The organism is Streptomyces sp. NPDC096323 (assembly GCF_040302845.1).
In the GTDB taxonomy this organism is placed as follows: domain Bacteria; phylum Actinomycetota; class Actinomycetes; order Streptomycetales; family Streptomycetaceae; genus Streptomyces.
Genome location: NZ_JBEOSI010000001.1, coordinates 722,342 through 742,729, shown reverse-complemented (window position 1 = coordinate 742,729; position 20,388 = coordinate 722,342). Strand labels below are relative to the sequence as shown.

Annotated in this window: 15 protein-coding genes; 10 read left to right on the top strand and 5 right to left on the bottom strand. The window is 69.7% G+C overall.

Features of this window, described 5'->3' with window-relative positions; genetic code table 11:
• Nucleotides 1–30: 30 nt before the first annotated feature.
• Nucleotides 31–2,169, bottom strand: coding sequence for an N-6 DNA methylase (locus ABTX18_RS03280; RefSeq protein WP_352121012.1), 2,139 nt, complete (start codon nt 2,167–2,169; stop codon nt 31–33).
• Between the two features lie 217 nt (nt 2,170–2,386).
• On the opposite strand from ABTX18_RS03280, the gene ABTX18_RS03275 reads away from it, so the two are divergent.
• The 4 genes from ABTX18_RS03275 to ABTX18_RS03265 all read left to right on the top strand — a co-directional run bounded on the left by ABTX18_RS03275 (nt 2,387) and on the right by ABTX18_RS03265 (nt 4,834).
• Complete coding sequence (locus tag ABTX18_RS03275) at nt 2,387–3,592, top strand: DNA sulfur modification protein DndB (RefSeq protein WP_352121011.1); 1,206 nt, start codon at nt 2,387–2,389, stop codon at nt 3,590–3,592.
• The gene (locus ABTX18_RS35810) at nt 3,475–3,720 is read left to right on the top strand and encodes an Rv1352/Rv1906c domain-containing protein (RefSeq protein WP_503061089.1); all 246 of its coding nucleotides are present in this window, start codon (nt 3,475–3,477) and stop codon (nt 3,718–3,720) included. Before ABTX18_RS03275 ends, ABTX18_RS35810 begins: the two co-directional genes overlap by 118 nt.
• A 59-nt stretch (nt 3,721–3,779) precedes the next feature.
• Nucleotides 3,780–4,136, top strand: coding sequence for a hypothetical protein (locus tag ABTX18_RS03270; RefSeq protein WP_352121010.1), 357 nt, complete (start codon nt 3,780–3,782; stop codon nt 4,134–4,136).
• Nucleotides 4,137–4,450: 314 nt separating this feature from the next.
• Entirely contained in the window at nt 4,451–4,834 is a 384-nt protein-coding gene (locus tag ABTX18_RS03265) for a hypothetical protein (protein ID WP_352121009.1), read from the top strand.
• Nucleotides 4,835–4,845: 11 nt separating this feature from the next.
• On the opposite strand, the gene ABTX18_RS03260 is transcribed toward ABTX18_RS03265, so the two are convergent.
• The 4 genes from ABTX18_RS03260 to ABTX18_RS03245 all read right to left on the bottom strand — a co-directional run bounded on the left by ABTX18_RS03260 (nt 4,846) and on the right by ABTX18_RS03245 (nt 11,665).
• Nucleotides 4,846–8,151, bottom strand: a complete 3,306-nt coding sequence (locus tag ABTX18_RS03260) for a type ISP restriction/modification enzyme (protein WP_352121008.1) — start codon at nt 8,149–8,151, stop codon at nt 4,846–4,848.
• 175 nt (nt 8,152–8,326) lie between these two features.
• Nucleotides 8,327–8,872 carry a PIN domain-containing protein gene (locus tag ABTX18_RS03255; protein ID WP_503061082.1) on the bottom strand — a complete coding sequence of 182 codons (546 nt, stop codon included), beginning with the start codon at nt 8,870–8,872 and terminating at the stop codon, nt 8,327–8,329.
• Nucleotides 8,869–10,035, bottom strand: coding sequence for a helix-turn-helix domain-containing protein (locus ABTX18_RS03250; RefSeq protein ID WP_352121006.1), 1,167 nt, complete (start codon nt 10,033–10,035; stop codon nt 8,869–8,871). The genes ABTX18_RS03255 and ABTX18_RS03250 overlap by 4 nt, the downstream gene beginning before the upstream one ends.
• 244 nt (nt 10,036–10,279) lie before the next feature.
• The gene (locus ABTX18_RS03245) at nt 10,280–11,665 is read right to left on the bottom strand and encodes a beta-propeller fold lactonase family protein (protein WP_352121005.1); all 1,386 of its coding nucleotides are present in this window, start codon (nt 11,663–11,665) and stop codon (nt 10,280–10,282) included.
• 440 nt (nt 11,666–12,105) lie between these two features.
• Between ABTX18_RS03245 and ABTX18_RS03240 the strand changes: the two genes are divergently transcribed.
• The 6 genes from ABTX18_RS03240 (at nt 12,106) to ABTX18_RS03215 (ending at nt 20,375) form a co-directional block, all read left to right on the top strand.
• Complete coding sequence (locus tag ABTX18_RS03240; protein ID WP_352121157.1) at nt 12,106–13,242, top strand: MFS transporter; 1,137 nt, start codon at nt 12,106–12,108, stop codon at nt 13,240–13,242.
• A 97-nt stretch (nt 13,243–13,339) separates the two neighbouring features.
• Nucleotides 13,340–14,434, top strand: coding sequence for a LacI family DNA-binding transcriptional regulator (locus ABTX18_RS03235; RefSeq protein ID WP_352121004.1), 1,095 nt, complete (start codon nt 13,340–13,342; stop codon nt 14,432–14,434).
• A gap of 42 nt (nt 14,435–14,476) precedes the next feature.
• A complete protein-coding gene (locus tag ABTX18_RS03230; protein ID WP_352121003.1) occupies nt 14,477–15,292 on the top strand; it encodes an SAM-dependent methyltransferase in 816 nt (271 codons plus the stop codon).
• A gap of 234 nt (nt 15,293–15,526) precedes the next feature.
• Nucleotides 15,527–17,593 (top strand): phosphocholine-specific phospholipase C, encoded by a 2,067-nt coding sequence (locus ABTX18_RS03225; RefSeq protein WP_352121002.1) that lies wholly within the window; start codon nt 15,527–15,529, stop codon nt 17,591–17,593.
• Between the two features lie 227 nt (nt 17,594–17,820).
• Nucleotides 17,821–19,122 carry a cytochrome P450 gene (locus tag ABTX18_RS03220; protein ID WP_352121001.1) on the top strand — a complete coding sequence of 434 codons (1,302 nt, stop codon included), beginning with the start codon at nt 17,821–17,823 and terminating at the stop codon, nt 19,120–19,122.
• Nucleotides 19,119–20,375, top strand: coding sequence for a cytochrome P450 family protein (locus ABTX18_RS03215; protein ID WP_352121000.1), 1,257 nt, complete (start codon nt 19,119–19,121; stop codon nt 20,373–20,375). Before ABTX18_RS03220 ends, ABTX18_RS03215 begins: the two co-directional genes overlap by 4 nt.
• The last annotated feature ends 13 nt before the right edge of the window (nt 20,376–20,388 follow it).

The following is a 20,388-nucleotide window of genomic DNA, read 5'->3' as shown; positions in this document are numbered from 1 at the left end:
GTGGTGGATGTGTGAAGGCGGCGTTGCCGTTCAGGCCAACGGGCCCTCGGGCGGCGGGCGCAGCGCCCCCGCCGTCAGGCCGGTGAGCAGCGCGTGGGCCGTGGCCTCGGCGAGCTCGGCGGTCCGGCGGGCGGCGGTGCGGAGTTCGTGGGCGTGGCGGAACGCGGCTCCGTAGCGGCGTTGTTCCTCCAGTGGGAGCAGCGGTACGCGCAGCCGGCCCGGGGAGACGTGCAGGATGGTGCTGCCTGTCGAGGCGCCGGCGATGTTGGCCTCGGCGCCCAGGAACCCCGCGAGGAACCAGGGGTCGAGCCGGGCCGGGTCCGGGCGGAGCAGGTGGATGTGGTGGCCGAGGAGGGCCTCGGCGTCCACCTCGTCCGCGACGCGGGCCATGAAGCCGTTGCCGCCGGCTACGCCGCGTACCAGCACATCGCCTGCGGCGACCATGTGCGCCGCGTCGGTACGCAGGTCCTCCGCTGTGCCCGAGGGGCCGGTGCCGCTGCTGATGTCGGACGCGGTGAGCACCGGGTGTTCCCCGCCGCCCCCGGCCGCGGTCTCACCGCGGCTGCCGGGGACAGCTGCTCGTAGCAGGGAGAGCGCGCCTCCTCGGGCGAGGTCGGAGACCGTCGCCGTGCGCCAGGCCCGGGAGGACTCGGCGACCGCTTCCCACGGGCCGACGCCCGCCGCGCTCCCCAACTGGGGGAGGGAGGCGACGAGCAGCGCGCGCCGTTCCTCCGCGCGCCCCGCTACCTCCGCCGGGTCGAGGTCGGCGGGGGCGGTGCGCACCTGCCGGGCCGGCGTGAGGTCGACGAGGTCGTCGACCAGGTCGATCGTCGGGACGGCGCGTGCCGTGCCAGGGGTGTCGGTGAAGGAGTCCGGGGCCTGCCTGTACGCGGACCAGTGGCTCAGGACCTCGGCCGACAACGTGTCCCAGTCCACCCCGCCGCGACGGCTCCGGGGCCGGGAGCCCGTGTCCTGCGGCGGCCCCGCAGCACCGTCGCGCTGGTCCCCGCTCACGTCCACGAACAGCACCGACGCACCGCCTGTGGCCCCCGGCTCCGGGCGTTGGAGCACCCACAGATGCAGGCCGATGTGCAGCGGCGCCGAGGCGCCGACGGGCAGGCCGACAACGGCGCGCAGCGCTCCGCTGCGTACGAGCTCCGCACGGATGCGGCGGCCCGAGGCACGGGTGGACGTGGCCGGCGGGAGCAGCATCGCGGCGTAGCCGCCGGGTTCCAGATGCGCGAGGGCGTGCTGCGTCCAGGCCAGCTCCGACTCGATCCGCGGCGGTACGCCGTAGGCCCAACGCTGGTCGTACGCGAGTTCCTCGTGCCCCCAGTCGCGGTCGCCGTACGGCGGGTTGCAGAGCACGCCGCCCACCCGCAGCTCGGGGAAGGCGTCGGCGCGCAGGGTGTCGCCCGCGCGGACGTTGACCTGTGCGTCGGGTGCCGCGAGCAGCAGGCGTACCGCGCTGCGCTGGGCCTGTACGGGCAGTGAGTCCTGGCCGTACAACTCCGTGGCGCCCCGGCGGGCCGCCGCCGCGAGCAGGCTGCCGCTGCCGCACGCCGGATCGAGGACGCGCGCCGTGCGATCCGGCAGCAGCCGGGCCATGAGGTCCGCGAGTTCGGTCGGCGTCCGGTACGTGCCGCTGGAGGCGGTGTCGTCCAGTTCGCGTTCGGCGAGGACATTGAGCGCGCTCTGCGCACCCTCGCCGCGGACGCACCGCACCAGGGCCCGGAGTGCGGCCACGTCGTCCGGACCGAAACCGGCGGCCTCGGCCTCGGGGACCGATCCGGCGAGCTCTGCCGCAGCCTTGTCGGCCTGGGCGATGACCTCGGAGTCGGGCAGGCCGTCGAGCGCGGCGAGATCGTCCGCGCTTCGGCGCGACGCCGCGAGGACGAGAGGGAACAGGCGGGCTGCCACGCCGGCCCCGGATCCGTGGAGCCGCAGGACGGTGCGCAGTTCCTCCGAGGGGGTGGCGGCGGACGACTGGCCGCGTGCCTCCAGCCATCCCCGTACCGCTTCCAGGTCATAGAGCGGACTGCTGTCGGTGCCGCCCGACGGCGCCGGGAAGTCGTCGTGCCGGCGGCGCCAGTTGCTGACGGTGGCACGCGTGACACCGGCGATCCGGGAGATCTCGGCGGCGGTCACCTGAGCGGGTGGCTGGGGCATGGGGTTCCTGGCCTCTCGGGAGTGAACAGTAAACACAGTACCGCGCTCGTCAAATCTCTCAAGGGGTTTGACAGTGCTTTCACTGGAGTGCTTATCTGATGGAGCTTCCGGTTGGCAGCGCGCTCCTCGCGGTGTGAACCGTCGGCGTGCCTGTTGCTCCTGGCTGCGCCGCAGTGCCGCGCCACGCACCGCTCCTCTGATCCCGAGGGAGACACCCATGCAGATCACCCTGCCGACCACGGTCGTCGAAGGAATCCAGCTCACCGTCATGCCGTTCCGGACCGACGCCGTGATCGGGACCATGTCCGTGGCGACCCTCGTCCAGCTCGTCCCCTCGCCCCGCCGTGAGGAGGACACGAAGACGCTCAAGGCCGCGTCCGGTGCCGTACGGCGCCACGCCGAACTCCGCTCCCTGGTGCAGCGGGCGCTGAAGTCCACGCAGAAGGGGAAGAACGTCGGCTCCTACGCCGAGTACATCGCCGACGGCGTGAAGGGCGAACTGGGCGCCGGCTGGTCCGCACCGCCGATCACCTTCTGGCACGCCGGCCCGCTCGCAGCCCTCAGTGACGAACTGCTGCCCGGAACGGGCCTGCGGACCCTGACCATCACGCCCGGCACCTGCGTCGTCGCCATCGACGGCGAGACGCAGACGACGGCCTGGCACGAGCTGTACGACGACCCCGGACACTACGGGCTCACGTACGCCGAACTCGCCACCATCCGCGTCCCCTTCGAGCTGTACGTGGATCTGTCGGTCGCCGACGCACGGCAGATCTTCTACGACCGCAACGTGCAGGGCGTCATCGTCGCCAAGAACCTGGCCATGTCCATGGACCAGCGGGACTTCGCGACCCGGCTCGCGCACCGCCTCGCCGAATCCGTCAAGGTCGAGGTCGACGACAAGATCGTCCCGTTCACGAAGCTCGTCAACGCCAGCAAGCGGCAGGTCGGCAAGACGGACCCGGAGGTCATCACGCTCTCCGCGCTGCGCGCCCTCGTCATCACCGCGATCTACGGGCGCACGGGACTCTCACGCTCGGCGGAGACCGTCCACGAGGACGAGCTTCCCGCCGGAACGGATGCCGAGCAGGTCGAGGGAAGCGTCGTCCCGTCACTGGCCCGGCTCATCTCCGACCACTTCCCGCACTTCGCCTCGCGCAGTGCCATCACCGCCCCGGCGGTGCTTGCGGGACTCGGCATCGCCGTGCACCACACCACCCCGTGGGCCGACCCGATGAACGCGCTCGGCGTCGAGGACCTGCACCGGCTTCTCGCCGACATCCGGTGGGACCGCGAGCCCCGCTACTGGCACGGCGTCGCCGCCAAGGCGACCGCCACGGGCCGTCTCAACTTCGCCGGCGGTGTGAGGGACTCCGGCGGCCGCGTCGCCGACGCGATCCTCTACCCCGCGACGCCCGGCTGAAGGACGCCAGCGGTGAGTTCGACGCGATCATCGCCAACAACAACCTGGAGGGGCCGGGCCGGGTGACGCTCAACAAGGGGGAGTACTTCCAGACGAACCGCTGCCAGGAGTGGAAGAAGGCCGGGTGACCCCGAGCGCCGGCCGCACGGCCGGGGGAACGGTGACGAATACATCAGGGGGAATCTGTATGGACGCGGCTGAAGAGCCCGAACTGGCGGTGTATCACCGCCATCTGAAGCGCCTGTTGTCGTCCGGCGACAGGGAGACCTTCCGGGCCCTCATGGCTCAGGCCCGGCACATCGTCAACAGGTCGTACGAGACGAGCCTCTACGACCACCAGCAGACGTTCCGCCTGCTCTGGCACCACCTGGACCACGTGGGTCACTTGAGCCGCATGAGCCAGGACGCCCGGAGCCGCCTCGCTTCGGGGCGTGCGAGCGCGGAGGAGAGCGAAGAGCTGGAGCTCTTCCTCACCCTCTACCGCCGGATCACGACGACCGACACGGACGATCGCGGGCCTTCCGGCAGCGGAAGGCGGAGGTAGGACCGGCGCTGCCACGGCCTGCTTCGCACCCGTACCCGCCCGACCGGCCCCCGTGCCACCTGCGCCCCCCGCTCCGCTCACGGACCGGGCACTTGCCCGGCCGACCCGTCACGGTAAGCAATGGATCCCTACGCCAAGTCGGCCTGGGCGGAGTGCGGCACCGAGCAGGGCCTGATGTCTCCGGATGAGTCGCCGGACGATGTGCAGCATTGCCGCGCCGACGGGCCGTTTCCCGTACTACGCCAACCCGAGCCGGGGCGTCCACATCATGTGCTAGGCATGTGGGCATGCAATTTTCCGCCCCCCTACCCCACGTGGACCTCACTGACGCGCAGTGGCGGCTCCTTGCGCAACTGGTCACCGCATCCCTGCGCGACCCGCGCGCCAGCACCGAAGACGCACAGGTCGCTACCGCACGAGGGATCGATCCTGAACAGATGCACGAGGATGTGCCCCTGCTGAGCTGGCTGAAACTGATGGAGCGGCGAGACGGCGAGCTGACGGTCACTGCCCTCGGCGTAGCCGTGCACTATCGGCGTCTCTCCGAGACGTCGGAGGTGCGCCTGAGCGAGGTAGCCCGGCTCGCCGAAGCGCATGAGTCGCAGGCCCCCCAGCTCACGCTGGCTGTCCGACGGCTCGCCCAGGGCTCCGTCACCTTCGAAGAGGCCCTGAGTAGCGCTGCTCGACGCCCGGCCTGAGCCGACGGCCGTCATGTGACATCGTCCGCCGAGAAGAGTCCGTCCATGGGTCGGTGCCGCGGCTTGCGACCGGATTCCGAGCCGAGCCGCACCCCTGCGGAAACCAGCTCGGCGTGCGTGTCCACAGGGCCCGCGAGGATGTCCATCAGAAGAGTGGCCTGTGCCGGACCGAGGTCGGTGATGCGGCGGAGTACGGAGAGCAACTGGATCAACTCTTTGGTCCACTCCGGCGGCCAGCTCTCCACATGGATGTCGTCCAGGGGACTCGTCCGCTTGCTGGTGGGCTTCGCTTTGCGGTAGCCGAACCACTTGTTCACGACTCTCATGCCGCCGACGTGATAGGTCCAGACCGACTCCGGTACCGGAGCGAAGGTCCCCTCGCCCACATGCAGCGTCTGCGTCTCGGCCTCATAGCGCATGCGCTCCGGAACGCCGCTGCCGATATGCGTGAGGTAGCGCACCTGGCGCTCGTCCCCGGAGGGGAACTCGACTGCTTCGGACGGGCGGCCGGCAGCGGGGTCGGCGAAGCGCTCGCCGTACGTCGAGGCCCAGAGGAGCTCCCTGCCGATGGCTGTGGCGCTGCGCCAGAGTCCCGGGTCACGGGTCAGCGGCAGACGTACTCCCGGAGTGAGCAGTTCCTCGGAGAAGCGTTCGGTGAACGCGCTTTGGCCGGTGACGGCAACGGTGTACGCGGCCAGATCCGCCGCCGTCACCGGTTCTGCGCCGAGCGTGCGGGTCAGGTGGGTGAGGAGGCCTTCGGCGACATTGGCGGACCCATCGGGGTGGAGAAGCGGCAGAATGCGGCCGCCCCGGCCGTTGAAGTGATGCGTGTCGGGTATGAGGTGCGTGGCCACGACGGCCGGACCCGAAGCGATCTCGTGCGACGACTGCTGGTTGAGGAAGAGCTGGCCTGGCTGGAGCGCGGCCCAGAGGTCCGGGCGGGGGCGGTCGAGGACGCGGTTGTCAGCGATGAGCCACTGTCTGTCGAAGCTGCGGAGCGCTGCGCGGATCAACTCCGGAAGTGGCTGCGTCTCTTTTCCGATGACAGGCGAGCGGTGTGACCTGCCGGGGAGGGGTTCCTTCTTGCTCGTCAAGGTGCGGTCACTGGTGCTCTTGAAAAGCTTGGCTTTGTCGCCTGGGTCGGATTCCCGGATCAGTGTCGCCCACCGCTGTCGCAAGGTTTCAGCTGTCGGGGCGCTCGTCCAGGAGCGATTAGAAGTCACCCCCAGCGTGCCCCAGGGGAAGACGTCGGTCAGTTCGGGAAAGTCATCCCAGCCGGATTGCGTCGCGGGGGCGAACGGCCGTACTCCCTCGGAATGGGCGTCCCGCCACTCCCCGTCGTCCAGCTCGACCTCGCGTAACTTCCGGAACTTCTCCTCCCGCCTGCCCGACACCGAGCGGTAGTGCACCAGCGCCGCATCACGCGCGCCACCCGCCGCCGCGCTGCGGACGAACACGCAGATGGCCAGCGGCTGAGCCACCCCTGGGAACACACGTGTGGCGACATCCGGGCGCTGTCCCTCCGGCGAGAGGTTGATGATCCAGCCCTCGTCGCATGTCCGGCGCAGATACTCCCGCATGCCTCGTCCACCGGGGCCGGTCGTCCAGCCGGACGGGCTGATAAAACAGACCACTCCGTGCCGGTCGGTCTCGTGGGCGTCGAACACCTTCCAGGCAGCCCAGCGCCAGAAGTAGACGTACATGTTCTTGAGCACATGCTCGTACCGGCCATTGCCTGCCAGCCGGAAGTCGTCGAGCAGCGGCGCCTCGTGGCTGCCGTTGCGCTTCTCGACCCAGCCACCGCGGTTCTCCGCCTTGTCGTCGTACGGTGGGTTTCCGATGACGACGGTCACCGGCGTGTTCGCCTTGATGCGGTTGGCCCGGCGCCGGGCCTCGGACAGTGCGTCGTACGAGTACAGTTGCTCCTCCTCGACGAAAGGATTGTCGAGGGTGTCGGTGACGAAGAGGTTCATCCCTCCCTCGGGCACCGGCGTCCGGTGATGCTTCAGGAGGTCGGAGGTGCGGAGTTCCGCGACGGCGAACGGGCCCATCTGCACCTCGAAGCCGCAGAGGCGTGAGGCGAGCCGGGCGATGGCGTCCGGGGCCATAGCCGGTCCGTAGCGGTCGGCGGCCTGCTCCGCCACGCGCTCGATGATCGTGTGCAGGTACGTGCCGGTGCCCATGGCCGGGTCCACGATGCGCACGTCGTCCTCACCGAAGCCCGCCTCCCGGCCCAGACGGGTGCGCAGCACGTCTTCCGTGAGTCGGACCATCTCCTCCACCACCTCGTGCGGTGTGTAGTAGGAGCCGCTCTTCTGGCGAAGCGCCGGGTCGTAGACTGTGAGGAACTGCTCGTACAGGTGGAGGTAGGCGTCCCGGTTGCCGGCCCGGATGGCGGGCCAGTCCACGCCCGTGATCGTGCGCTGCAGCAGTTCGAGCGTCACCCGGAAGCGGTCGTTGACGTTGTCCGTGAGCAGTTGGAGCGCCCGGCCCATGAGGGCGTGGTCGGCGTCCAGACTGCGGCCGACGTCATGAAGACCGGCACCTGGCACGAGGAGGCCCTCTGAGCGTGCGAGCAGGAGTGCGAAGGTCACCGCTTGGGCGTAGCCGTCTGCGAACGTGGTGTCGTCGGCGGAGGGGAACAGCCGTTTGCGCCATTCGTTCTTGAGGCCGGTGAACGGTCGGGCGCGCAGGTCGTCGTCTGCTGCGGAGGACTCGCGCTCGGCGGCGAGTTGCTCCAGCACGGCCGAGCGCAGCAGTCTGCAGAGCGGCGCGATGTGCTGCACCAGCCGCGACACGTTGGAGATCGCGGGAGGCTTCCAGTTGAGGAACATCTTGAGCAGTGCGTCGAAGGCGGCCGGGTCCGCGGGAGACAGCGTGCTGCCTGCGCTCTTCAGCGCGCCGGTGAACCAGACCGTCTCCCCGAACTGTTGCCCGTCGCGGAACAGCCGCCACTCGGTTCCGTTGGAGTAGAGCACGTTGGGCAGGTTCCGCAGCTTCTCCCACTGCTCCTTGTTCGCCTTGCTGAACGTAGTGGGATCTACGGGGAGGGCGGGCCGCTTGAGCTCGATGTAGCCGGTCAGCTCACCCCCGGCCCGCACGGCGTAGTCGGGCCGGACGCCCAGGTCGGGGAGCGAGTACTCGTCGTGCCAGCTGACTTCGTGCAGCTGCTGCCGCTCACCCACGACCTTGAGCAGGGCTTCGAGCGGACCGCGTATTGATGCCTCGGGGCCGCCACCGCCGGACAGTTTGACCTTTGAAGCCCGGCCGAATTCTGACACGGCAGAAACGAGCCAGCCGTACAGCCCTTCTGACATATGCCCCCCACGGGTCGAGTCAGACGTTGATCCCCACTCCGCATGGTTCGCCGTAGGTGATGGGGTGTCAACGGGGCGTAAGGGGGCGGTCGGTAGCGATCAGACAAGGGGGGCGTGTGTCAGGCGATTGAGACGGACCATAAGGTCTCGGTGCGTTCTCCTCTCCGCGACCTCGTTACAGCAGGAGGTCCCCGGCTCTTTGCGGCACCCCCCGCAGATGGCGACCGTGATCCCCCATTGCGATGAGGAGTCCATGGCCCTCGCGCAGCGGGACCAGGCTCGCCACGACAGCCGCGCGCATGAGGTCGACTGTGTCCTTGACGAGCATCCCCTTGCGCCGCGCGTAGCGGCCCGCCTCCCTGTCATCCGTGATCCATACGGAGTGGGCGAATTCGGTGCGGTGCTCGATGACGACGAGGGTCTCGGCCTCACCCAGGTGCTGCAAGGGGCGGGACGGAGATCCCGCGAAGACGACTCGGCGGATACGGTCCACCAGTGCCGTTTCGGCGGGGTCGTCGATCTCGATGGGGATACCGAGCCACCCGTCGTCGGTCACCTGGCGCAGTTTGGGTAAATGCCGGGTCGACTGAGCCGCCTCTGCGGCGACTGCCTCGGTCCAGCGGCCTCGACCGTCGAGGACCTTCTCCAGCAGGCTCATGCGGTCGACTGCAGCAAAATTGCACAACACGGTGTTGTCGGGAAACCAGTGGTGTCGCGTCATGGCTGGAAGACCAGGTCCCCTTCTTCCACGTCTGGGGCGGCGGAAGCTGCGATGTCCTCCGGGTCGGGCTCGAGTGCCGTGTGGAGCTCGTTGACATCCCAGTCGGTGTAGGCAGCGAGCGGGCGCAGTGTGGTCTCGCCGGCGAGGTATCCCTCGTACAACAACTGACTGGGCCGGAAAGGCAGTCGCATCGCTTGCGACCATGCGGCGGCGGCCGCGTAGACGTCGGTGCGACCCGCGAGTAGGTGGCAGGTCTCCGTGGTGATCCTGCGCAGTCTGCTCCTGGTGCTCGCGTCGATGAAGCCAAGCTGTGCGAGGCGCGCGCCGAGAGCACTGGGTGACACCTTGAAGCGCACGACCAGTGACCTGAGTTCCTCGTCGCTGAGCTCGTGCCCCGCCACCGCGGCGGCGATCTCGCTCCGGGGCATCAGGAAGTTCGCCGCGAACACATTGGCCCGAATCTCCGACAAATCCTTCTGGTGTCCTGGCGACAGGTGAGTCTCTGAGAGGAAGTTCTGCGCGTCCCGGGCCAGGATGTGGCCCAGTTCATGCGCGAGTGTGAAGCGCTGGCGCGTGGGAACCGGCGTCCGGTCGATCATGATGAGCCGGAATCCGTCCGCCTGCCACGCTGCACCGTCGAGGCCGTCAGGCAATGCGACCTTCGCCACGTCGACACCGAACGCGCTCTCCAGGGCTTGGACGAGTTCGGGGGTTTCAAGATCGCAGACGGATGGCGTGCCTGCGGCAGCGAGCCGTTCAAGGGAGTCCTCTGCGAGGGCCACACCCTGGTCGACGTAGCGGTCCAGGTCGGTTCGGACCGCAGGAAGCTCCGGCAGGTCGGGCGATCGGCCGAGGAGTGCCAGCACCTCATGAGCCGTCGTGAACCGCTCCACAAGGTCCTTCAGCTTGTTTCGGGCTTCGCCCTCCGCCAGCGGTGAGCTGGTGCGGGCCGCGAAGGAAGGACGAAGAGGCTCACGCCCTGTCAGCAGCCAGTCGACGGTCGTGCTGCCGAACTCCGCGATCCGGGCGAGGTCGAGGGAGGTGAACCTACGAATGCCATTGAGCGATTTCGACAGTTTGTCGGGCGCGAGCCCTATCGTCTCGGCGAACGCGGCCTGGCTGACAGAGGCGGCGTCCATCACTTTCCGTACGCGATCGGTCACAGATTCCGTCATAAGTGCAGCCTAAGACCTGTGATGCGAAAATCGCAACGCCCGAGGGTGGTGGAATCAGGGGTTCCTTTCGGGGGCGTCGAGGTGAGCGACGAGGTGCTGGAACACGCCATGTTCAAGGTCGAAACGTCTCCCACCACCTGACAGCGAGCGATCACGCACATCGTGCATCCACCTGCGGGGAGATGCGACCGGAGGTATGGCCGGGGCCGTATACCTCCGGTCCGCGTCGGCGTCAGCAGGTGGCCAGCAGGATGGAGATCACCGTGCAGGACGCCGACGACGTGTCGTTGGCGGGGTTGGGGTCGGCCGGGGTCGACGTCGTGCGCGCGGCCTTGACCGTGAGCCGGCCGAGGCTGAGCAGCGGCAGTGGGACCTTGAAGTGGGCGGTGGCGGTGGCGCCCTTGGCGAGGTTCGTGAAGGTGCAGACGACGGAGTTGCCCGTGGTCGTGCAGCCGGGCGAGAGGCCGGTTGCCGTGGTGCCGGTGGGCAGGGTCGCGGTGACAAGGGCCGAAGTGGCCTCGCCCGGCCCCGTGTTGTGCGCCGTCAGCGTGTAGCCGATGGAGGCCGGGAGCAGCGTGTTGGCCTTGGCCTTCAGACCGATGGCGAGGTCGGCCTGCGCGGGACGTACGACGCCTGAGGTGATGCCGAGCGGCGCGGTGCCGAGGGCGATGCCGGAGGTCACCGTGTTGTCGGCCAGGTCGATCAACGAAACGTCATTGCTGCCGCTGTTGGTGACGTAGAGGTGGTCGCCGCCCGGCGGTAGTGACAGCTCCCACGGGTAGGTGCCGACGCCGATCGTGTTGGTCACCGTGTTGGTCGCCGGATCGATCACCGACACGGTGTTGCTGAAGTAGTTGGCCACGTACGCCCGCGAGCCGTCGGGCGTCACCATCACGCCGTGCGGGCTGGCGCCGACGCCGATGGCTGCCGTCGCCGTGTTGGTGGCCGTGTCGATCACGTACAAGGTGTTGGCGCCCGCGCTGGTGACGTAGGCGTGCGCGCCGTCCGGGGCGAACGCGACCGCGAGCGCGCTGCCGCTGACGTTGATGGTGGCCGAAACGGTGTCGGTCGCGGTGTCGATCACTGACACGGCGGAGCCGGAGTCGGTGACGTAGACGCGCGACCCGTCGGGCGAGACCGCTAGACCGCGGGGGTTTCCGCTGACGGGGATGGTCGACGACACCGTGTCGGTGGCCGTATCGATCACCGAGACACTGGCGCTGCCGGCGTTGGCGACGTATACCCGGGAGCCGTCCGGGGTCACCCCCAGCTCCTCCTGGTAGGCGCCGGCGTCGATCGTGGCGGTCACCGCGTTGGTGGTGGTGTCGATCACCGAGACCTTGCCGGTGCTGTAGTTCGTGACGTACGCGCGGGTGCCGTCCGGGGTGAGGGCGACGGAGCGCGGGCTGCCGCCGATGCCGATGCTCGCGGCCGCCGTGCCGGTGGCGGTGTCGATCACCGTCACGGTCCCGTTGCCGTAGCCGGCGACGAAGGCATACGTTCCCGGCGGTACCGCCGCCGTCGGCCCCGCTGGTACCGCGACCACCGCGACGGCCGCCAGCGCCAGTGACGACAGCATGCCGACCGCGCGCCGCGTCCACCGTCCTCCGGTCGGCACCGCTCGGCAATGTCTGGCTTCGGCTATCCGGTCGTGCTCATGTCTTTCATGCGCGGACATCGGTTCCCCCTGACGCGCCGGGCGCCGTCAGGACACGAACGGACCCCGGCCGGTGGTGAGTTGACTGGACTTGGCAGGAACGGGGTGGTGGTCGGTCGCGGCGTTTCCTCACGCGAAGCGGAAGTCTGTCTGCCCTCCGAGAAGGCTACGCAACGTGTTCGGGCGCGTACAGGCGGGCGCGGGGTGCGGTGGTTGCGTGCGGGGAGTGTGTGCGCGTGGTGCGCGCGGGCGGTGCGCCGGAGCGCGTGAAGCGGCGGGCCCCTCGGGTGTAACCGGAACACCTTGACGCGGTTGGTGTTACCGGTAACACTCGCCGAGTGAGTAAACAGACAACCGGCCTCCGTGCCGCCGACGCACCACAACAGGCGCCAGACGGCCCGCTGTTCAGCGCCGCCGCCGTCGTCGCCTCCTGCGCAGGATTCGTCCTCATCGGTGCGCTTCAGGCGCTGTACGGGCCGGCGATCCCGGCCTTCCGTGCGGAGTTCGGCCTCTCGCCCTCGGGTGCCGGACTCGGCCTGAGCGCGCACTTCATCGGCGGCGTCGCCGGAGTGCTCCTCTTCGACCGGCTGTTCGGACGCCTGGGCAACCGGCAGATCCTCGCCTCGTCGTACGTACTGATGGCGCTCGGTGCGGCGGGCGTGGCCCTCGCTCCCTCCTGGCCCCTCGCGCTGACCGCGGCGCTCCTCGCCGGGCTGGGATTCGGCGGGATCGACTACGGCCTCAACCAGCTGTTCGCGGTCGGGTTCGGCCGCCGGTCCACCGCCATGCTGAACATCCTCAACGCGCACTTCGGAGTCGGTGCCATCCTCGGCCCGGCGCTGATCGGCGTGGTGGGTTCCGCGCACTACCCTGCCGTCTTTCTGGGATTCGCGCTGGCCAACCTGCCGCTGTTGCTGTGCCTGCGCGGCGTACGCGACCGCACCCCGCCGACCACGGCGCCGAAGTCGGGCAGTGACGCCGGGGCACTCGGACGCAGTCTGGGTTCGGTGCTCGCGGTCTTCGTCACGCTCTACGTGCTGCACGTCGGCATCGAGGCGGGCGTCGGCGGCTGGGAGCCCACCCATCTGGAGACCGTGGGCTTCACGGCGGGGGTGGCCGCCACCGCCACCTCCGTGTACTGGCTGATGATGACCGTCGGACGGTTCCTGGCCGCGCCCCTCGCGCTACGGTTCTCGGCGCAGAGCATCATCACGGTCTCCTGCGCCGGCATGACGGTGTGCCTGCTCCTCGCGACGGTGCCGGGCCTGGCTCCGTACGCGTACGCGGGCGTCGGCCTGTTCATCGCGCCGATCTTTCCGACCGGCCTGCCCTGGCTGAGCGAGGCGGCTCCCCGGGCCCGCAGGGCCGGGGCCGTGGTGATCGCCGCGTCCATGGCCGGTGGCGTCGCCGCCGGTCCCGTGCTCGGCAAGGCCATCGAGTGGTCGGGGGTCAGGGCCGTCCCCCTGCTGCTGTGCGGTCTCTCGGCGTTGTGCCTGGCCGCGACCCTCTGGCTGATCCGGGCCACCCGGACCCGCTGACCGCGCCCTCGGCCCCGGCCCGCCCGGCCTATCCTGTCTGCCAGCCGGGCGGGCCCAGCACCGCCGCCCCGAGCAGCCGAACCGAAGGACCCGCCTCATGCCCCGAAGCGCCGCCGACGGCATGCCCCCCAAGGGGCGCAGCCGCCGCAATTTCGCGGGCGCCCGGCCCGTGATGGACGACGTGGCACAACTGGCCGGGGTCTCCAAGCAGACGGTCTCCCGCGTCCTCAACGACCACCCGTCCGTCCGCCCCGGAACCCGGGAGGTGGTTCGCGACGCCATGCGCACCCTCGGCTACCGTCCCAGCCGCAGCGCCCGCTCCCTGGCCAGTGGCAAGACGCGACTGCTCGGCGTGGTCTCCTTCGAGGCGTCCCGCTACGGGCCGGCGTCGGCTCTCACCGCCATCAACACCGCGGCGCGTGAGGCCGGTTACCTGGTCAGTTCCATCGCCGTCGACACCGCCGACCGCGACACCGTGGCCGACGCCGTCGCCCGGCTGGCGGCGGAGGGCGCCGACGGCGTGATCGCCATCATGCCCCAGAAGCACATGGGTGAGGCCCTCGCGCAAGCCCGGCTGGACACCCCCCTCGTGGTCCTGGACAACGACCTCGGGGATGGCACACCCATGGTCACCGCGGACTCCCGCACCGGGGCACGCGAGGCCGTCGAACATCTCCTGAGCCTCGGTCACGCCACCGTCCACCACATCGCCGGCCCCACCGGCTGGATCTCCGCCGACCGCCGGGCGGAGAGCTGGCGCGCCACTCTGCGGGCTGCGGGAGCCGAGGTCCCCGCGCCGCTCATCGGCGACTGGAGCGCCGATTCCGGATACGACCTCGGCCGCCGCCTCGCCGAACGCCCGGGCGTCACCGCGGTTTTCGCCTCCAACGACCAGATGGCGCTCGGCGCCCTGCGCGCCTTCCACGAGGCGGGACGGCCCGTCCCCGACGAGGTCAGTGTCGTCGGTTACGACGACATCCCCGAGGCGGCCCACCTGCTTCCCCCGCTGACCACGGTCCGCGCCGACTTCACTGCGATCGGCACCCGCGCGCTGCGCCTGCTCCTGGACCGGATCGACGGCGCGCCCGTACCCGAGACCGAGACGGTGATCCCCGTCGAACTCATCGTCCGCCGCAGTACGGGGCCGGTTGTTTCGAGGGAGCGCCGGGAGACGGGCACGGCATCGGGCTAGATTGAGGGCGTCCCTCAACATCGTTTGTGCCAGGAGGCACCCGTGAGCGAGCAGCAAGTGCCTTCCCAGGCGGAGATATCGGCGCGCATCGACACCACACGCCCTCACTCGGCCCGCTTCTGGAACTACTTCGTGGGCGGCAAGGACAACTACGAGGTCGACCGCGAAGTCGGGGACCAGATCAAGGCGTTCTTCCCCGGGCTCGTCGATGTGGCCGTGGCGGGGCGGCAGTTTCTGCGCAGGTCCGTGAGCCATCTCGTCCGGGAACACGGCATCCGGCAGTTCCTCGACATCGGGACCGGACTGCCCACCGCCGACAACACCCACCAGGTCGCCCAGGACATCGCCCCCGACGCGCGCATCGTCTACGTCGACAACGATCCCCTGGTGCTCACGCACGTGCGGGCTCTGCTCACCAGTACGCCGGAGGGCGTCACCGACTACATCGACGCCGACCTCTACGAGCCGGAGGCCATCCTGGCCGGGGCGGCGAAGACCCTCGACTTCGAGCGGCCCGTCGCGCTCATGCTGCTCGGCATCCTCGGCCACGCCGGTGACTTCGGCCGCGCGCGTGAGGTGGTGCGGGCGCTCATGGCCGGGCTGCCGTCGGGGAGCCTCCTGGTCGTGTACGACGGTACGCGGACGAGCGAGGGCATGATCGCCGCGGAGAAGGCGTACATCGAGAGCGGCGCCGTGCCGTACTACGTCCGTGAGCCCCAGGAGATCGCGACGCTTTTCGACGGTCTGCGCATGATCGAGCCCGGGTTCGTACGGCTCAGCGCATGGCACCCCGATGCCGAGAGCGCGACGGTCGCGGACGACGTGGACGCGTTCGGAGGCGTCGGGGTGAAGGGCTGAAGGGCTGAAGGGCTGAAGGCGGCGTAGGGGAGCGGCGGGCGGGATGCGCGGGGGTGATCGTACGTAAGGGCGCAGGGCCTCGGGCAGCGGTGTCGGTCATCTGTTCCGTTGCCGTCTGTTCGGCCGATCGCCACCCCATGCACACTGCACGGGTCTTCCGCGGGGCCGTCCGATTCTGGAACACTCCTGTCGTTTTCGCCCCCACATCCCCTCACCCCGCAGAGGCCCCCACTCATGGCAGAACTCAACCGTCGCCGGCTCCTGCAACTCGCCGGCGGCACGGCCGCCGCCACCGCGCTGTCGAGCAGCATCGCCCGTGCCGCGTCCCTCCCCCCGCGCGGCCGTTCGGGTTCGCTCCAGGACGTCGAGCACATCGTCGTCCTGATGCAGGAGAACCGCTCCTTCGACCACTATTTCGGCACCATGAACGGCGTGCGAGGCTTCGGTGATCCGCGGCCCGTCACGCTGCCCAGCGGGAAGCCGGTCTGGCACCAGAAGGACGGGCTCGGCAAGGAGGTGCTGCCGTTCCGGCCGCCCGCCGACGACCTCGGGATGCAGTTCCTGCAGGATCTGAACCACGACTGGGCCGGCGGTCACCGGGCGTTCAACAAGGGTGCGTACGACCAGTGGGTGCCGGCCAAGACCGCGACGACGATGGCTCACCTGACCCGTGAGGACATCCCTTTCCACTACGCCCTCGCCGACGCGTTCACCGTCTGCGACGCGTACCACTGCTCGTTCATCGGCAACACCGACCCGAACCGCTACTACCTGTGGAGCGGGCACACGGGGAACGACGGGTCCGGCGGCGGTCCCGTGCTCGGGAACGACGAGGCGGGGTACGGCTGGACCACCTATCCGGAGCGGCTGGAGAAGGCCGGGGTGTCGTGGAAGGTCTACCAGGACATCGGTGACGGCCTCGACGCCGCCGGGTCGTGGGGATGGATCAGCGACGCCTACCGGGGTACGTACGGTGACAACTCGCTGCTCTACTTCAACAGTTACCGCAACGCCGCGCCCGGCGATCCCCTGTACGACAAGGCCCGCACCGGGACCGACATCAAGAACGGCGGCGGGCTCCTCGACGACCTGTTGGCCGACGTCCGGGCCGGGACGCTGCCGAAGGTCTCGTGGATCGTCTCCCCGGAGGCGTACAGCGAACACCCCAACTGGCCCGCGAACTACGGCGCCTGGTACATCTCGCAGGTCCTGGACGCCCTGACCTCCGATCCCGAGGTCTGGGGCCGCACCGCCCTGTTCATCACGTACGACGAGAACGACGGCTTCTTCGACCACATCGTGCCGCCCTTCGTGCCGTCGGGTCCCGCGCAGGGGCTGTCCACCGTCGACACCTCGGCCGACTACTTCCCCGGCGACCTCAAGTACACCGCCGGCCCTTACGGGCTCGGTCAGCGGGTGCCCATGCTGGTCGTCTCCCCTTGGAGCACCGGCGGGTTCGCCTGTTCCGAGGTCTTCGACCACACCTCCGTCATCCGGTTCATGGAACAGCGCTTCGGCGTCCACGAGCTTCACATCTCGCCCTGGCGGCGCGCCGTCTGCGGTGATCTCACCTCCGCCTTCGACTTCCGCCGTACGGACACCACCGGCGCCACGCTGCCGCCGACCGGCGCCTATGAGCCGCCGGACCGCCTCCGGCACCCCGACTACGTGCCCGCGCCGCCCGCCACCGGCAGCGTGCCCAAGCAGGAGAGGGGCGCCCGGCCCGTCCGGCCGCTGCGCTACGCGCCCTTCGTCGACGGCTTCGCCGAGACGGCCAGCGGGAAGTACCGCCTCACCTTCAGTGGCGGCGCCGCCGCCGGGGCGCAGTTCCTGGTGACCTCGGCGAACCGCACCGACGGGCCCTGGACGTACACCACGGAGGCGGGCAAGTCCCTCGCGGACAGCTGGAACACCGCCTACTCCAAGGGCGTGACCGACCTCACCGTCCACGGCCCCAACGGCTTCCTGCGCACGTTCCGGGCGGCGGGGAAGACGGCGGGGCCGGAGGTGACGGTACGTCACGACGCTGCCACCGGTGGCCTTCAGCTGACCTTCGTCAACAGTGGTCCGACGACCGTACGTCTCACCGTGCGCAGTGCGGTCGCGTACGGGGGAGCGGTGCGGACCTTCGCGGTCGGTGCGGGCACGACGGTCAAGCACGCGCTCGATCTTCGGGGCAGCAGGAACTGGTACGACGTCACCGTCGTCTCCGACCTGGACGCCACCTTCCTGCGGCGCTTCGCCGGACACGTCGAGACCGGCCGGGCCGGCAAGAGCGACCCGGGACTCGTCACCGAGTGAGAGGGGAACGGCGGACCGCGGGGAGGTGCTCGCGGTCCGCACGGCGCGGCACTGTGCGGTTCTTCGTGATGCTCAGCAATTGTGCGGAGTTGTCGCGACGTTGTTCTGCTCAGGATGCGAAACGGAGCGTGGATGACCGTTCCGGCGTCACAAAAAATCCTTATAGTGAACGTGCGTTGATCGCATGATCATGACGCTTGCAGCTGTCGCCACAGGAGTCAGGACTCATGACGCGCCCTTCTTCCGCCGAACCCGCGCTGTCCACTCCCGCTCCTTCTCCGCCGCCCGGCTGTCCGGCTCACGCCGGGGCCGTGCCGCTCGGCGGGACCGGCTTCCAGACCGACCCGCACGCCGCCTATCGCGCCATGCGGCGCGACCACGGGTCCGTCGTCCCCGTCGAGCTGCCGGGCAAATTCCCCGCCTGGCTGGTCATCGGATACCGCGAGCTCCACCAAGTCACCAGCGACGCCGAGCTGTTCCCGCGCGATGTCGGCCTGTGGAACCAGTGGCCGCACATCCCCGACGACTGGCCGCTGCTGCCGATGGTGGGGCGCCCCCTGCCGTCCATCTACTTCAGTGCGGGGGAGGAACACCGGCGGCACGTCCGCATGGTCGGGCCTGCCCTCGAAGGGGCCGACCCGTTCGAGATCCGCAGCCACTGCGAGCAGTTGGCCGACCGGCTGATCGACGCCGTCTGCAGCCGCGGCACGGCCGATCTCGTCGCCGACTTCTGCGAGCCCCTTCCCGTCCTCGTACTCGCCCGGCTGGTCGGGTTCCCCGACGACCAAGGCGCCGACATCGCCCAGGTGTTGAAGGACCTGGCCGACGGCGGCCCGGACGCGCAGAGCGCCCATCTGCGGTTCGGTGAGCACATGGCCCGGCTGGTGGCCGCGAAGCGGGCCGAGCCGGGGGTCGACGTGACCTCCCGCATGCTCGCCTTCCCGGAGGCGTTCACCGACGAGGAGTACATGCTCGACCTGATGGCCATCACGGCCGCCGGGCACCTCACCACCGCCGACTGGGTCAGCAACTCCCTGCGGCTGATGCTCACCGAGGACGAGTTCGCCGACTCCATGGCGCGCGGCCGGCGCAGCATCGGCGAGGCCATGAACGAGGTGCTCTGGGAGGACACCCCCACCCAGATCCTCGCCGGACGCTGGGCCGTACGGGACACGCAGCTGGGCGGGCAGCGCATCAAGGCCGGGGACATGCTGCTGCTCGGGCTCGGCGCCGCCAACACCGATCCGCTGATCCGCCAGAACATGTCCGGCACCGGAGCGTCCGGCCAGGGCGGCAACGGCGCCCATCTCGCGTTCAGCCACGGCGAGTACCGGTGCCCCTTCTCCGCGCAGGAGATCGCCGAGATCATCGCCCGTACCGGCATCGAGGTCCTGCTCGACCGGCTGCCCGATCTCCAGCTCTCCGTCCCCGTCGACGACCTCGTACGACGGCCTTCCGCCTTCCTGCGCGGCACCACCTCGCTCCCCGTCCGGTTCACCCCCGTTCGTACGACAGGAGACCTCTCGTGAACTGCCCCCACGCCGCCGGCCAGGCAGCAGCCCAGGACGGCGGGACCGTCGTCATCGACCCGATGGTCCAGGACCTTGACGGTGAGACCGCGCGGCTGCGCGACGCCGGGCCGCTGGCCCGGATCGAGCTGCTCGGCGTACCGGCCTGGGCCCTCACCCGGCACGCCGACGCCCGGCAGTTGCTGCTCGATCCCCGGCTGGTGAAGGACCTCGACGCCTGGGGTCTGTGGCAGAGCGGCGAGGTGACGCACGCCTGGCCCCTCATCGGGATGATCGACGCCGGCCGGTCCATGTTCACCGTCGACGGCGACGAGCACCGCCGGCTTCGGACCAAGACCTCCCAGGCGCTCACGCCCCGCAGGCTGGAGGCGATACGCCCCGACATCGAGAAGTTCACCGAGGAACTGCTGGACGCGCTCGCCGAAGGCGGCAAGGACGGGGCCGTCGTCGACCTCAAGTCCGTGTTCGCGCAGCCGCTGCCCATGCGGGTCGTCGGCATGCTGATGGGCGTCGACCCGTCCGCGAACGCCATGCTGACCCGCCAGTACAAGGCCTTCTTCTCGATGCTCACCCCGCAGGACGAGCGCCTCGCCCTCCTCGCGGACCTGGACGTCTTCTACGCGGGGCTCGTACGGGAGAAGACCGCGCAGCCGACCGACGACCTGACCTCCGCGCTCATCCTCGCCGACGAGGGCGGCGAGCCGCTGACCGAGGAAGAGGTGGTCGGCAACCTCAAGGCGATGGTCGCCGCCGGGCACGAGACGACGATCGGGCTCATTCTCAACGCCGTACGCGCCCTGCTGGCGCACCCCGACCAGTTGCGGATGGTCCTCGACGGGGAGGTCTCCTGGGAGACCGTGATCGAGGAGACCCTGCGCTGGGACACCCCGACCACCCACCTCCTCATGCGGTTCGCGACCGAGGACATCCAGGTCGGTGACGGTGTCATCGCCAAGGGCGAGGGTGTCGTCATCTCCTACCGGGTGATCGGCCGCGACCCCGAACAGCACGGGCCCGACGCCGACGCGTTCGACATCACCCGCCCCACCCCCATCCGGCACATGACCTTCGGCCACGGCCCGCACATCTGCCCCGGCGCGGCGCTCTCCCGCGTCGAGGCGGGCATCGCCCTGCCGGCGCTCTTCGCGCGCTTCCCGCAGCTGCGGCTCGCGGTGCCGGACGCGGAGATCCGCAAGCTGCCCGTGATGACGCAGAACGACATGGAGGCGTTTCCCGTCCTGCTCGGTGTCTGACTCCGCCGAAGCT